Here is a 12,973-nt window from a genome sequence, read left to right as displayed (position 1 = left end):
GGGGTGCTGTGTCTCTCGGGTGACGTCCCCCGCGCCCTTTGTCGGGGTGCTGTGTCTCTCGGGTGACGTCCCCCGCGCCCTTTGTCGGGGTGCTGTGTCTCTCGGGTGACGTCCCCCGCGCCCTTTGTCGGGGTGCTGCGTCCCCCGGGTGACGTCCCCCGCGCCCTCTGTCGGGGTGCTGTGTCTCTCGGGTGGCCTCACCGCGCCTCTGCTGGGGCGCTGCGTCCCCCGGGTGACGTCCCCGCGCCCTCTGTCGGGGCGCTGCGTCCCCCGGGTGACCTCACCGCGCGGCTTCCCGGAATTCCGGGCTGCGCGGGGTTGTCTGATCGCATGATTTGTGGACGAATCGTGCGCTATCGGTGTGGTCTGGTGCGGGAGGTCGCAGGGGTCCTCGTGGTCGCCGTGGCCGTGTTCTGCCTCGGTGCCGGGACCGGGGTCGCGGACGGCGCCGCCCCCGAACCGGGCGTCGCCGTCCCCGAGTCGGAGCTGGTGCCGGGGATCGCGCCGGGCCCCTCGCAGCCCTGGCAGATCGACACCCCCGACCAGATGCTGGCGCCCAAGGTGTACACGCCCACCGCCAAGGAGGACGCCGTCGAACCGAAGGCGGCGGCCCCGGGGACGTACGACCTCATCGAGTACGTGCCGCTCAGCGACGCCGTTTCCAAGGTGAGCTGCTCCAAGCTGACCGGGCCGTACCAGAAGCAGATCGAGCAGTGGCTGAAGCTGAAGGCGGACGGGAAGCAGTCCGCGGCCGACTGCAAGGCCATCCAGAAATTCCAGAAGAAGTACAAGATCAAGCCGGCGATCGGGTTCGCGGGGCCCGTGACCTGGTACCAGATGATGCTCCTGTCGGCGAAGAAGAACCCGAACGCCGCCGGGAACTGCCCCGTGAAGTCGTACCGGGTCGCCTGCGTGGACCTCAACCGGCAGGTCACCTGGGTGCAGAAGGGCGGCAAGGTGGTCTACGGGCCGGTGCAGATGCGCAGCGGGCGCAAGGGGTACGCGACCCGGGCCGGGTGGCACACCGTCTACTGGCGGCACAAGAACCACTGGTCGACGCTGTACAACTCGCCCATGCCGTACGCCCAGTTCTTCGACGGCGGCCAGGCCTTCCACGCCGTCTACGGCTCCATCTACACCACCGTCGGCTCCTGGGGCTGCGTGAACCTCAAGCTCGGCGACGCGAAGAAGCTGTGGAGCGTGCTGAAGAAGGGCGACAAGGTGTACGTGTGGGGACACCGTACGGGTACCTGAGCTCGGTACCCGGGGCTGTGCCCGAGGGCTGTCGGAGGCCTCTGAGACACTGGGGGCGCGATGAGTGATACACCGACTGGGCAGACCGCACCGACCGCGCCCCTGCGCGCCCGCGCCGAGATCGACCTGGCCGCCCTGCGGGCCAACGCGCGGACCCTGCGTGCCCTCGCGCCGGGCGCGGCCCTGATGGCCGTGGTGAAGTCCGACGCGTACGGCCACGGGGCCCTGCGGTGTGCCCGCGCGGCCGTCGAGGCGGGCGCGAGCTGGCTGGGCACGGCCACCCCGGAGGAGGCCCTGGCGCTGCGCGCGGACCCCGGGCTGCCCGCGGACGTGCGGATCATGTGCTGGCTGTGGACGCCGGGCGGGCCCTGGCGGGAGGCGATCGAGGCCGACCTCGACGTGTCCGTGAGCGACCTGTGGGCGCTGCGGGAGGTGACCGAGGCGGCCCGGGCGGCCGGCCGGCCCGCCCGCGTGCAGCTCAAGGCCGACACCGGGCTCGGGCGCAACGGCTGCCAGCCCGCCGACTGGCCCGAGCTGGTCCGCGAGGCGCTGCGCGCCGAGGCCGCGGGGCTGCTCCGGATCACCGGACTGTGGTCGCACTTCGCCTGCGCCGACGAGCCCGGCCACCCCTCCATCGCCGCCCAGCTCACCCTCTTCCGCGAGCTGCTCGGGTACGCCGAGGGAGAGGGCGTGCGCCCCGAGGTGCGGCACATCGCCAACTCGCCGGCCACCCTCACCCTCCCCGAGACCCACTTCGACCTGGTCCGCACGGGCATCGCGCTCTACGGCCTGTCACCCAGCCCCGAGCTGGGCAGCGCGGCCGACTTCGGGCTGCGCCCGGTGATGACGCTGTCCGCCTCCCTCGCCCTGGTGAAGCACGTGCCGGGCGGGCACGGGGTCAGCTACGGGCACCACTACGTCACGCCCGGCGAGACCACCCTCGGACTCGTCCCCGTCGGCTACGCGGACGGCATCCCGCGGCACGCCTCCGGCACCGGGCCCGTGCTGGTCGGCGGCAAGTGGCGGACGGCCGCCGGGCGCATCGCCATGGACCAGTTCGTCGTGGACCTCGGCGGTGACGAGCCCGAAGCCGGGACGGAGGCCGTGCTGTTCGGTCCGGGCGACCGGGGCGAGCCCACCGCCGAGGACTGGGCCCAGGCCGCGGGCACGATCGCATACGAAATCGTCACGCGCATCGGAACCCGGGTACCCCGCGTCTATGTGAACGGGGAACCGAGTGGGCAAGAACCAGGGGACGACGCCTGACCCCGAGGGTTCGGCGGCGGCACCACCCGGTTACATCTGTATCAACAGCAACATCAGCAACATGCGTCGCGTCAGCATCACCCGTGTCAGCCAGGCAGCGAACTGCAGTACGGCGAAGAGGAGCGGTACGTGAGCGAGAGCAGTGCGGAGGCCGTAGCGGAAGCCGCCGCGGCGGCCGTCGTCGCCTCGGCCACGGGGGCGGCCTCCGGCAGCTGGCGCAAGGTGACGGGCGTCGCCGGAGCCGCCATAGGAGTGCTCGCCGCCGGGGCGGCCGCCGGGGTCGCCGTGGAGCGGATGACCGTCGGCCGCGGGATGCGCCGCAAGGCCCGCCTCGCACTGGACTCGGCGGGCCCGTACGGCACCCTGCGCGGCACGCCCGGCAAGGCGTACGCCGACGACGGCACCGAGCTGTACTACGAGGTCGACGAGGTGGTCCCCGACCCCGGCCCCGCCGTCTCGCCGCGCCGCCGCCGGCTCTTCGGCCGCAAGGCGCCCGCGCCCGTCACCGTCGTCTTCAGCCACGGTTACTGCCTCAACCAGGACTCCTGGCACTTCCAGCGCGCGGCCCTGCGCGGGGTCGTGCGCACCGTGCACTGGGACCAGCGCAGCCACGGCCGCTCCGGGCGGGGCGTCGCCCAGCACGAGGACGGGGTGGAGCTGACCATCGACCAGCTGGGCCGGGACCTGAGGGCGGTCCTGGACGCGGCCGTGCCGGAGGGGCCGATCGTGCTGGTCGGGCACTCCATGGGCGGCATGACGGTGATGGCGCTGGCCGCGCAGTACCCCGACCTGATCCGCGAGCGCGTGGTCGCCACCGCCTTCGTCGGTACCTCGTCCGGGCGGCTCGGCGAGGTCAACTTCGGGCTGCCGGTCGCCGGCGTCAACGTGGTGCGCCGGGTGCTGCCCGGGGTACTGAAGGCGCTGGGCACGCAGGCCGCGCTGGTGGAGAAGGGACGGCGGGTCACCGCGGACCTCTTCGCCGGGATCATCAAGCGGTACTCGTTCGCGTCCAAGGACGTCGACCCGGCGGTGGAGCGGTTCGCCGAGCGGATGATCGAGTCGACGCCGATCGACGTGGTCGCCGAGTTCTACCCGGCCTTCACCGACCACGACAAGACCGCGGCCCTCGCCTACTTCCAGAACCTGCCGCTGCTGGTGCTGGCCGGGGTGCAGGACCTCGTCACGCCCAGCGAGCACAGCGAGGTCATCGCCGACCTGCTGCCCGACGCCGAACTGGTGCTCGTCGCGGACGCCGGGCACCTGGTCATGCTGGAACACCCGGAAGTGGTCACCGACCGCCTCGCCGACCTGCTCACCCGCGCGGGCGCCGTGCCGGCAGGGGCTACCGTAAGTGGCTATGGAAGCACCAGCAGCACGGCACAGCCAGGCTGAGACCGAGTTGATCGTGACCTCCCCCGAGCAGATGGGGGAGCTGGGCCGCCGACTGGCGAAGTTGCTGCGCGCCGGTGACCTCGTGATGCTCAGCGGGGAGCTCGGCGCCGGCAAGACGACGCTGACGCGGGGACTGGGCGAGGGGCTCGGTGTGCGCGGGGCCGTCACGTCGCCGACGTTCGTCATCGCCCGCGTGCATCCGTCCCTGGGGGACGGTCCGCCGCTCGTCCACGTGGACGCGTACCGCCTGGGCGGCGGGCTCGACGAGATGGAGGACCTCGATCTCGACGTGTCGCTGCCCGAGTCCGTGGTGGTCGTGGAGTGGGGCGAGGGCAAGGTCGAGGAGCTGACCGACGACCGGCTCGTGATCGGCATCCACCGGGCCGTCGGCGAGACCACCGACGAGGTACGGCACGTGACCCTGGCGGGGCTGGGGGAGCGGTGGGACGGGGCGGACCTGGGGGTGCTGTCGGCCTGAGGACCGTGGGAACGTTCCGACAAGGCGTCGGCAAGATATTGCGCCGGACGTATCGGGCGTGGTCACATGGTACCCAGTCCGTGGTTAGGTCTACCTAACCACGCCCGCCCCCGCACCTCAGGAGGCGTCCGTGTCCATGCCCCGGTCCGAACAGCGGCGACCCGCCGTGGTCGCCGTGGTCCCCGGTGTCTCCATGCGCGAGCTGCTGGCGGCCTGTGCGGCGGCCGACGCGGTGTCCCGGCCGCCGAGAACGCCGGAGCCGGTTTCCAGGCCGGTCGAGCAGGGGCGCAGGGCTGCCTAGACGGTTCGGCAGCGCCCCGTGAGGGGCGCGGGGAACTGCGCGACCAGCTACGGCGGCGCCGCACTCGGCAGAGCCGGCAGGTCCGTGCGGGGCCGCGTCAGCGGATCACGACCACCTTCACGCCGATCGTCGCGAAGTTCCACATCGCGTCGCCGTCCGGGCGGGTCTCGCGGATGCCGCCCGTCTTCACCGTGGGGTCGGGGGGCGCGGCGGCGTGCCGGGCGATGACCGCGCTGAAGCCGATGGCGGAGCCGTCCTTCGTGGTGGTGAAGCGGACCACGTGCTCGATGGGGAGGCCGTCGGTGCCCGTGACCGCCTTCGAGCGGGACGTCACCCAGTAGGCGCCGAGCGGCGGGTCGATGGTCCCGGGGGTCACCTTGAAGGTGCGTTCGACGCGGCCCCGCTCGCTGACGAGCCAGACCCGGTCGTCGTCCACCGAGTACACCACCCGTTCACCCGTGCCGGACGTGTTCGGCAGGGCGGTCGGGTGGCGGTGGTCGCGGGGTGCCTTGGCGGCGGGAGCGCCGGGCGCGGGGCTCGCCGACGACCGGCTGCCGAGGCCGGGCGGGACGGTGGCCGAGGCCTGGTAGGCGAGGAGACCGACCGCTCCGAGGGCCGCCGCGGTGAGGCCTGCCACGACTCCCGAGCTGGTCCCTGCCACGTGCGCCACCTCTGCCTGCCGAAGAGCCTCGCCGTATATGTCGTACTTCGTACAGACCGTAGCAGTCAGTGACCGTCCGACCCGGCCGGGCGTGCTCGCGGCGCCGGAGCCGTAGGCTGTTCGCGTGCTCTTGCTCGCTCTGGATACCGCCACCCCCGCCGTCACCGTCGCCCTGCACGACGGTACGGCCGTCATCGCCTCGTCGAGCCAGGTGGACGCGCGCCGGCACGGCGAGCTGCTGCTGCCGGCCGTCGACCGCGTCCTCGCCGAGGCCGGGGTCGGGCTGGACGCCGTCACCGAGATCGTCACCGGCATCGGTCCCGGCCCCTACACCGGCCTGCGGGTCGGTCTGATGACCGCGGACACCTTCGGCCTCGCGCTCGGCGTGCCCGTCCACGGCCTGTGCACGCTCGACGGGCTCGCCTACGCCGCCGACATCGAGAAGGGTCCGTTCGTCGTCGCGACCGACGCCCGCCGCAAAGAGGTCTACTGGGCGGTGTACGAGGACTCGCGCACCCGGCTCACGGAACCGGCCGTGGACAGGCCGGGCGACATCGCCGAGAAGGTCGCGGGGCTGCCCGCGGTCGGCGCCGGGGCGCTGCTCTACCCCGACACCTTCCCGGTCGTCCACGAGCCCGAGCACGTCTCCGCCGCGGCCCTCGCGTCGCTGGCCGTCGCGAGGCTGGCAGCCGGCGAGGAACTGCCCGCGCCCCGGCCGCTGTACCTGCGCCGGCCGGACGCCCAGGTGCCCAAGAACTACAAGGTGGTCACCCCGAAGTGACCGCACAGCTGCGCGAGATGCGCTGGTGGGACATCGACCCGGTCCTGGAGCTGGAGAAGGACCTGTTCCCCGAGGACGCCTGGTCGCGGGGGATGTTCTGGTCCGAACTGGCGCACGCGAGGGGCCCCGGGGCGACCCGCCGGTACCTGGTGGCCCTGGAGGGCGACCGGATCGTCGGGTACGGGGGACTCGCCGCCCAGGGCGCCACCTCCGACGACAGCGGCTCCGCCGCGGTCGGCGACATCCAGACCATCGCCGTACGCCGTGACCAGTGGGGCACCGGGCTCGGGGCGGAGCTGCTCACCGAACTGCTGCGGGCCGCGACCGCCTTCGAGTGCGCCGAGGTCATGCTGGAGTGCCGGGTCGACAACATCCGCGCCCAGAAGCTCTACGAGCGGTTCGGCTTCGAGCCCATCGGGTTCAGGCGCGGCTACTACCAGCCGGGGAACGTGGACGCCCTGGTGATGCGCCTGACGACCGGGCAGCCCGGCAGTGGCTCCGCCACCGGGCCCACCTCAGGACAAGGAACCGAGATCAATGGCTGACGAACCCCTGGTGCTGGGGATCGAGACCTCCTGCGACGAGACCGGCGTCGGCATCGTCCGGGGCACCACCCTGCTCGCCGACGCCGTCGCCTCCTCCGTCGACGAGCACGCCCGTTTCGGCGGGGTCGTGCCCGAGGTGGCGTCCCGGGCGCACCTGGAGGCGATGGTCCCGACCATCGAACGGGCCCTGAAGGACGCGGGCGTGAGCGCGAGGGACCTCGACGGCATCGCGGTCACGGCGGGACCCGGCCTGGCCGGTGCGCTGCTGGTCGGCGTCTCGGCGGCGAAGGCGTACGCGTACGCGCTCGGCAAGCCGCTCTACGGCGTGAACCACCTCGCCTCCCACATCTGCGTCGACCAGCTGGAACACGGCCCGCTCCCGGAGCCGACGATGGCCCTGCTGGTCTCCGGCGGTCACTCCTCGCTCCTGCTGTCCTCGGACATCACCTCCGACGTACGGCCGCTCGGCGCGACCATCGACGACGCGGCCGGCGAGGCCTTCGACAAGATCGCGCGCGTGCTGAACCTGGGCTTCCCGGGCGGCCCGGTCATCGACCGGTACGCGAAGGAGGGCGACCCCGCGGCGATCGCCTTCCCGCGCGGTCTCACCGGCCCCCGCGACCCGGCGTACGACTTCTCCTTCTCCGGTCTCAAGACGGCGGTGGCCCGCTGGATCGAGGCCAAGCGGGCGGCCGGCGAGGAGGTCCCGGTCCGTGACGTGTCCGCCTCCTTCCAGGAGGCGGTCGTCGACGTCCTGACCCGCAAGGCCGTCCGGGCCTGCCGTGACGAGGGCGTCGACCACCTGATGATCGGCGGCGGGGTCGCCGCCAACTCCCGGCTCCGCGCCCTCGCCCAGGAGCGCTGCGAGGCGGCCGGCATCCGGCTCCGGGTGCCGCGGATGAAGCTGTGCACGGACAACGGCGCGATGGTGGCCGCCCTCGGCGCCGAAATGGTCTCCCGCAACCGGACCCCTTCCGGCTGGGACCTCTCGGCGGACAGCTCCCTGCCGGTGACGGACCCGCACGTCCCCGGCAGCCACCACCACGACCACGTGCACGAGGTCAGCAAGGAGAACCTGTACACGTGACGGTCGCGTTGATGTGGGAGGCGCGGGCGGTACCCGGCAGGGGCGGGGAGTTGCTGACGTGGGTGCGGCAACAGGTCCTCGCCGCCGCCCCGTTGCGCCGCGAGACCTTCCGGGCACCGCAGGACCGGGTGCTGGTGATCACCTGGTGGGACGCGGCGTACGACGACCCGGACGTGCCCGAACTCGCCGCCCCGCCGGAGGGGTTGGTGAGCCGCCCGGTGCACAGGTGGCGGTTCGAGCCGGTGACGGCGGACTGAGCACGGCTCGACGCCGCGCGGCGCCGTCCGCGTGGCGCCGTCCGTCTCTGCTTTCTGCGGGCTCCGAACGTAGCGAATGTTTCGTCCTGCATGTCGAATGTTCCGGGAAGTCATGGCGTGCGAAGGTCTTCGTCAAGGAGGGAGCGCGGGGATACGATCGCGGGCATGACGCCTTCGAAGCCCACACAAACGCAGACGGCGACGCTCGCCGAAATCGCCCGTGAGGCCGGCGTGTCCGCTCCGACTGTTTCGAAGGTCCTCAACGGGCGCGCCGACGTCGCCCCGGCCACCCGCACCCGGATCGAGGAGCTGCTGCGCGCCTACGGCTACCGGCGGCGCCGCGCCGAGGCCTCCCGGTCGCCGCTGATCGACCTGGTCTTCCACGAGCTGGAGAGCGCCTGGGCGATGGAGGTCATCCGGGGTGTGGAGAACGTGGCCCGGGACGCCGGGCTGAGCGTCGTGCTCAGTGAGAGCGCGGGGCGGCTGACCCCGGGGCGGACCTGGGCGGACCAGGTGGCGGCGCGGCGGCCGCACGGCGTGGTGCTGGTGCTGTCGGGGCTCGACGAGTCGCAGCGGGCGCTGCTGCTGAGCCGGTCCATTCCGTTCGTGGTGATGGACCCGGCGGGGGACCCCGGGCCGGACGTGCCGTCCATCGGCGCGACGAACTGGCAGGGCGGGCTGGCCGCCACCCGGCACCTGGTCGAGCTGGGGCACCGGCGCATCGGGGCGATCAGCGGGCCCTCCCGGATGATGTGCAGCCGGGCCCGGGTGGACGGGTACCGGGCCGCGCTGGAGACCGCCGGGCTGCCGGTGGACCCGGCCCTGATCAAGGCCGGCGACTTCCACCACGACGCCGGCTACCGGCTCGGCCTGGAACTGCTGCGCATGCCCGACCGGCCCACCGCGATCTTCACCGGCAACGACCTGCAGGCCCTCGGGCTCTACGAGGCCGCCCGTGAGCTGGGGCTGCGTATCCCGGAGGACGTGAGCGTCGTCGGGTTCGACGACCTGCCGCTGGCCCGCTGGGTGGGGCCGCCGCTGACGACCGTACGGCAGCCGCTGACCGAGATGGCCGAGGCGGCGGCGCGGCTGGTCCTCGAGATGGGGCGGGTGGAGGAGGCGACGACCGCGACCCGGGTGGAGCTGGCCACCAGCCTGGTGGTGCGGTCCAGCACGGCGGCGCCCGCGGCCGCGTGAGGCGGGCTTGGCCGGAAGTTGACGTATTGACGGGTGGTGCGGGCGTCTCCACACTCCTCCGAAGCCAATCGGTTGCACAACCAAAAGTTTCGGAGGCCCGGCGTGCCGAGCGACGGGGTCGGGCTCCAGGCCCGTCTCGTCCTCGGCCAGGTGCCGTCCACCCTCCAGCAGAACATCCAGCGCTTCGCCGACCTCGGCGTCGACGTGGTGATCACCGAGCTGGACATCCGGATGGCGCTGCCCCCGACAGCACCGAGCTCGCCGAGCAGAAGGCGGACTTCACGTCGGTGGTGGCCGCGTGCGCGGCGGTGAGCCGCTGCGTCGACGTCACCGTGTGGGGCTTCACCGACTTCGACTTCGACTCCTGGGTGGACAGCACCTTCCCGGGCTACGGCGCGGCGACCCCGTACGACGCGAAGTACGCGCCGAAACCGGCGTACTACGGCATCGCGGAGGCGCCCGGCGGGACCACGACCACCCCGCCGCCGACCGGTGCCCGCACCGCCGCCTGCGGCGTGACCAGCCAGTGGAACACCGGGTTCACCGGCCAGGCGACGGTCTCCTGTTCCGGGGCGGCACTGAGCTCCTGGAACGTGAGCTGGACCTACGGCGCCGGGCAGCGGATCACCCAGGCCTGGAACGCCCTCTGCACGCAGTCCGGCGCGACCGTCTCCTGCGCCAACGCCCCCTGCAACGGGCCGGTGGCGGACGGGAGTCCGGTCACCTTCGGGTTCAACGCCTCCTGGAGCGGCAGTAATCCGGTGCCCACCGTCACCCTGGGCTGAACCCGGAGTGAGAAGGGTGAGATTTTCCGAAGAAAACCCCTTCATGCCGCCTGCGCTAACAGTCCCCTAATAATTCGGACTTACGTTCCTGCCTTGTGACGGGACACGAGGAGCAAGGCGGCGCGGGCAGACGGGTGGGCCGGCGGTCGAGAGCGGTGAAGATCGTCGGCCTCACCCTGGCGGGGGTCATGACGCTCGGCATCGCGGGCGCCGGGTGGGTCTACTGGCACCTCGACGACAACATCAAGAGCGTCGACATCAACAGCGCCCTCGGGGACGACCGCCCGGCGAAGGCGGTGACGACCCCGGCGGCCGCGCCGTCCGCGTCCGCGTCACCGCTGCCCACCGGCTCGATGAACATACTGGTGCTGGGCTCGGACTCGCGCAGTGGCAAGGAGAACAAGAAGCTCGGCGGCGGCAGCAGCTCGGGCGCCCGCTCCGACACCGCGATGGTCGTCCACGTCGACGCCGGCCGCACGTCCGCCACGATCGTCAGCATCCCGCGCGACACCCTGGTGACCCGGCCCTCCTGCCCGCTCTCCTCCGGCGGCTCGACGTCCGTCGCCTACCAGGCGATGTTCAACAGCGCCTACTCGGTCGGCGGGGCGGTGTGCGCGGTCAAGACGGTCGAGTCGATCACCGGCGTCCGCATGGACCACTACCTGGAGATCGACTTCTCGGGCTTCGCGAAGCTGGTGAACGCACTCGGCGGGGTGACCGTGACCACCGACCAGGACATCGACGACGACGACAGCCACCTGCACCTGAAGAAGGGCACCCACCACCTCGACGGCACCCGGGCCCTCGCGCTCGCCCGCACCCGGCACGGCATAGGCGACGGCAGCGACCTGGGCCGGATAGGCCTCCAGCAGAAACTGGTGAAGGCCCTCCTGGACCGGATGGCCTCCATCAGCCTGCTGACCGACCCGGCCAAGCTGTACGAGGTCGCCGACGCGGTCACCGCCAGCCTCACCACCGACACCGGCCTGGACTCGCTCAGCGAGCTGATGCGGCTCGGGCAGAGCCTGAAGGGACTGACCTCCCACCACACGAAGACGCTGATGATGCCGGTGGTGACCGCGCCCTCCGACCCCAACCGGGTGATCGCGAAGGAGCCGGCGGCGAGCGAGCTGTGGGAGTCGCTGCGGTAGGCCCCGCGCGGGGGCCGGAAAAAAACTTCGGGGAATTCCGGTGAGCGTGTCGATCCGGGGGCGGGCCGTTCGACGCAAGGGTGAGATGTGGGGACGGACCCCGCACCGCACCGGAACCACAGGAGCCACCATGCCCCGTTACCTGTCGCTCGTGAAGATCGACGAGAACACCGCCCCCGCCGAAGGCCCCAGCCAGGAGCTGATGCAGCGGATGGGCGAGCTGATCGAGGAGATCACCAAGGCCGGCGTGATGCTGGACACCGCGGGCCTCACGCCCACCGCCCAGGGCACCCGGGTGCACTGGGAGGGCGGGAACATCTCCGTCACCGACGGGCCCTTCACCGAGTCCAAGGAGGTCGTCGGCGGCTACGCGATCATGCAGTGCAAGGACAAGGCGGAGGCCCTGGAGTGGACCAAGCGGTTCCTCAAGGTGCACGAGGAGTTCTGGACGGTGACCTGCGAGGTCCGGGAGATCGCGGAGGGCTGACGCTCCTGGCGTACGTCCGGTGGCGGGTGTTGCATGGGGGGTTGTGAGCACACAGCCCCCCGCCGGGCCCGCCGCCTCCGCCGCGGCCGACCCCCGCTACGCCATCGAGACCGTCTTCCGGCTCGAATCGCCCCGCGTGATCGCCGGCGTCGCCCGGATCGTCCGGGACGTCGGCATCGCGGAGGAGCTGGCGCAGGACGCGCTGGTCGCCGCCCTGGAGCAGTGGCCCCGGGACGGCGTGCCCGACAACCCGGGCGCCTGGCTCATGGCGACCGCCCGCCACCGCGCCGTCGACCTGGTCCGGCGCCGGGAGAACTACGCGCGCAAGCTCGCCGAGATCGGCCGGGCCGCCGAGACGACGGCCCCGCCGGAGGAGCCCGCCGACCCGGACGACATCGACGACGACCTGCTCCGGCTGGTCTTCACCACCTGCCACCCGGTGCTCTCGCCCGAGGCCCGCACGGCCCTCACCCTGCGCCTCCTCGGCGGCCTGACCACCGCCGAGATCGCCCGCGCCTTCCTGGTCCCCGAGCCGACGGTCGCCCAGCGCATCGTCCGCGCCAAACGCACCCTCGCGACGCGGAACATCGCCTTCGAGGTGCCGTACGGACCCGACCGCGAGGCCCGGCTCGGCTCGGTGCTGGACGTCATCTACCTGGTCTACAACGAGGGCTACGCGGCCACGGCCGGCGACGACTGGCTGCGCCCGTCGCTCTGCGAGGACGCGCTGCGCCTGGCCCGCGTCCTGTCCGCCCTGATGCCGAAGGAACCGGAGGTGCACGCCCTCACCTCGCTCCTCGAGTTCCAGTCCTCCCGGGCGGCCGCCCGCACCGGCCCCGACGGCGAACCGGTCCTGCTCAGGGACCAGAACCGCCGCCGCTGGAACCGCATGCTCATCGCCCGCGGCATCAGGGCCCTGGCCCGCGCGGACGCCACGGCGACCGGCGCCCCCGGGCCGTACGCCCTCCAGGCGGCCATCGCGGCCTGCCACGCGCACGCGTACACGTACGAGGAGACCGACTGGAAGGCCATCGCCACCCTGTACGGGCTGCTGGCGGCCCGCTCCCCGTCCCCGGTCGTCGAGCTGAACCGCGCGGTGGCCGTGTCGATGGCGGAGGGTCCGGAACCGGCCCTGGCGATCGTGGACACGCTGACCGCCGACCCCGCCCTGGGCGGCTACCACCTGCTGCCGAGCGTCCGCGGCGACCTGCTGGCCCGCCTCGGGCGCACGGCCGAGGCCCGCGCGGAGTTCGAACGGGCCGCGGGTCTGACACGCAACGAGCGGGAACGGGAGCTGCTGCTGGCCAGGGCACGGGGGTGCGCTCCGTAGC

The 12,973-nt window shown here is 72.4% G+C and carries 14 protein-coding genes and 1 pseudogene; 14 read left to right on the top strand and 1 reads right to left on the bottom strand.

Features of this window, described 5'->3' with window-relative positions; translation table 11 throughout:
- The first annotated feature begins 486 nt into the window (after positions 1 to 486).
- From AB0472_RS33145 to AB0472_RS33125, 5 genes are all read left to right on the top strand, one after another.
- Complete coding sequence (locus AB0472_RS33145) at positions 487 to 1,254, top strand: L,D-transpeptidase (RefSeq protein ID WP_366361967.1); 768 nt, start codon at positions 487 to 489, stop codon at positions 1,252 to 1,254.
- A 60-nt stretch (positions 1,255 to 1,314) separates the two neighbouring features.
- Positions 1,315 to 2,520: an alanine racemase gene (alr, locus tag AB0472_RS33140; RefSeq protein WP_366361938.1), complete on the top strand. Its 1,206-nt coding sequence runs from the start codon at positions 1,315 to 1,317 to the stop codon at positions 2,518 to 2,520.
- 129 nt (positions 2,521 to 2,649) lie between these two features.
- On the top strand, positions 2,650 to 3,912 hold the full coding sequence (locus AB0472_RS33135) for an alpha/beta hydrolase (protein ID WP_366361936.1): 1,263 nt from the start codon (positions 2,650 to 2,652) through the stop codon (positions 3,910 to 3,912).
- Positions 3,878 to 4,390: a tRNA (adenosine(37)-N6)-threonylcarbamoyltransferase complex ATPase subunit type 1 TsaE gene (gene tsaE, locus AB0472_RS33130; RefSeq protein ID WP_366361934.1), complete on the top strand. Its 513-nt coding sequence runs from the start codon at positions 3,878 to 3,880 to the stop codon at positions 4,388 to 4,390. Before AB0472_RS33135 ends, tsaE begins: the two co-directional genes overlap by 35 nt.
- 130 nt (positions 4,391 to 4,520) lie before the next feature.
- Complete coding sequence (locus tag AB0472_RS33125) at positions 4,521 to 4,691, top strand: hypothetical protein (protein ID WP_366361969.1); 171 nt, start codon at positions 4,521 to 4,523, stop codon at positions 4,689 to 4,691.
- A 97-nt stretch (positions 4,692 to 4,788) separates the two neighbouring features.
- Here the strand turns inward: AB0472_RS33125 and AB0472_RS33120 are convergent, their stop codons facing one another.
- On the bottom strand, positions 4,789 to 5,352 hold the full coding sequence (locus AB0472_RS33120; RefSeq protein ID WP_366361932.1) for a hypothetical protein: 564 nt from the start codon (positions 5,350 to 5,352) through the stop codon (positions 4,789 to 4,791).
- A gap of 124 nt (positions 5,353 to 5,476) precedes the next feature.
- On the opposite strand from AB0472_RS33120, the gene tsaB reads away from it, so the two are divergent.
- From tsaB to AB0472_RS33075, 9 genes and pseudogenes are all read left to right on the top strand, one after another.
- Entirely contained in the window at positions 5,477 to 6,133 is a 657-nt protein-coding gene (gene tsaB, locus AB0472_RS33115; RefSeq protein WP_366361930.1) for a tRNA (adenosine(37)-N6)-threonylcarbamoyltransferase complex dimerization subunit type 1 TsaB, read from the top strand.
- A gap of 17 nt (positions 6,134 to 6,150) precedes the next feature.
- Positions 6,151 to 6,678 (top strand): ribosomal protein S18-alanine N-acetyltransferase, encoded by a 528-nt coding sequence (gene rimI / locus AB0472_RS33110; RefSeq protein ID WP_366361965.1) that lies wholly within the window; start codon positions 6,151 to 6,153, stop codon positions 6,676 to 6,678.
- On the top strand, positions 6,671 to 7,765 hold the full coding sequence (tsaD, locus tag AB0472_RS33105) for a tRNA (adenosine(37)-N6)-threonylcarbamoyltransferase complex transferase subunit TsaD (protein ID WP_366361928.1): 1,095 nt from the start codon (positions 6,671 to 6,673) through the stop codon (positions 7,763 to 7,765). The genes rimI and tsaD overlap by 8 nt, the downstream gene beginning before the upstream one ends.
- Positions 7,762 to 8,022: a hypothetical protein gene (locus tag AB0472_RS33100; protein ID WP_366361927.1), complete on the top strand. Its 261-nt coding sequence runs from the start codon at positions 7,762 to 7,764 to the stop codon at positions 8,020 to 8,022. Before tsaD ends, AB0472_RS33100 begins: the two co-directional genes overlap by 4 nt.
- Positions 8,023 to 8,187: 165 nt before the next feature.
- Complete coding sequence (locus tag AB0472_RS33095) at positions 8,188 to 9,219, top strand: LacI family DNA-binding transcriptional regulator (RefSeq protein ID WP_366361926.1); 1,032 nt, start codon at positions 8,188 to 8,190, stop codon at positions 9,217 to 9,219.
- Positions 9,220 to 9,273: 54 nt separating this feature from the next.
- Positions 9,274 to 10,004: pseudogene (locus AB0472_RS33090) on the top strand (endo-1,4-beta-xylanase); the annotation flags it as partial.
- A gap of 95 nt (positions 10,005 to 10,099) precedes the next feature.
- Positions 10,100 to 11,155: an LCP family protein gene (locus AB0472_RS33085; protein ID WP_366361925.1), complete on the top strand. Its 1,056-nt coding sequence runs from the start codon at positions 10,100 to 10,102 to the stop codon at positions 11,153 to 11,155.
- A 130-nt stretch (positions 11,156 to 11,285) separates the two neighbouring features.
- Positions 11,286 to 11,642 (top strand): YciI family protein, encoded by a 357-nt coding sequence (locus tag AB0472_RS33080; protein ID WP_366361923.1) that lies wholly within the window; start codon positions 11,286 to 11,288, stop codon positions 11,640 to 11,642.
- A 43-nt stretch (positions 11,643 to 11,685) separates the two neighbouring features.
- Positions 11,686 to 12,972, top strand: coding sequence for a sigma-70 family RNA polymerase sigma factor (locus AB0472_RS33075; protein WP_366361921.1), 1,287 nt, complete (start codon positions 11,686 to 11,688; stop codon positions 12,970 to 12,972).
- Position 12,973 lies beyond the last annotated feature (1 nt).

The sequence above is a fragment of the Streptomyces sp. NPDC086777 genome (assembly GCF_040702065.1).
Lineage (GTDB): Bacteria > Actinomycetota > Actinomycetes > Streptomycetales > Streptomycetaceae > Streptomyces.
This window is presented reverse-complemented; position numbering and strand designations above follow the sequence as displayed.